The sequence below is a fragment of the Psychrobacter sp. 1U2 genome (genome assembly GCF_051847575.1).
The window spans coordinates 1-699 of the sequence record NZ_JBPYDC010001120.1 but is presented as its reverse complement, the minus strand read 5'-3'; the positions used below and the strand labels follow the sequence as shown (position 1 = coordinate 699).

At 50.4% G+C, this 699-nt stretch carries 1 protein-coding gene; it reads right to left on the bottom strand.

The features are described from left to right. The coding region (locus tag ACS8FD_RS20720) for a glutamate synthase-related protein (RefSeq protein ID WP_439277254.1) at positions 1–699 on the bottom strand (699 nt) is incomplete at both ends.

The window sequence follows — 699 nt, the reverse complement described above, 5'->3', positions numbered from 1 at the left end:
TGCCACTGACGCCAAGTTTAACCTTGTCACGGACGCCAGCCCCAACTAAGGTGTTATGTACCAACAAAAACCCTTCAACCATGGGCATGCCGACATTGTCCATAAACTCAACGGGTGCTGCGCCCGTACCACCTTCTGCACCATCAATCACGATAAAATCAGGGTAATTGTCCATCTCTATCATGGCTTTGACAATCGCCATAAACTGCCACGGCTGACCAATACACAGCTTAAAGCCCACAGGTTTACCGCCGGACAGCTCGCGTAGCTCTTGCCAAAAATTCACCAGCTCGCGCGGGGTACTAAAGGCAGTATGCGAGGAGGGCGACACACAGTCTTGACCAGTAGAGACTTGACGCGTATCTGCAATCTCTTGAGTGATTTTTTCGCTTGGTAGCACGCCACCTTTACCTGGTTTTGCGCCCTGTGATAGTTTGATTTCAATCATTTTTACTTGTGGGTCAACCGCTTTTTCGGCAAAGGACTGTGGGTCGAAGTCGCCATTTTCATCACGGCAACCAAAATAACCCGTACCAATCTCCCAAATCAGGTCCCCACCGAATTTACGGTGATAAGGACTGATTGCGCCCTCGCCCGTATCGTGGGTAAAGCCGCCCATCTTCGCGCCTTGGTTGAGCGCCATAATGGCATTGGCAGACAAGCTTCCAAAGCTCATCGCTGAGATGTTAAATACGGACA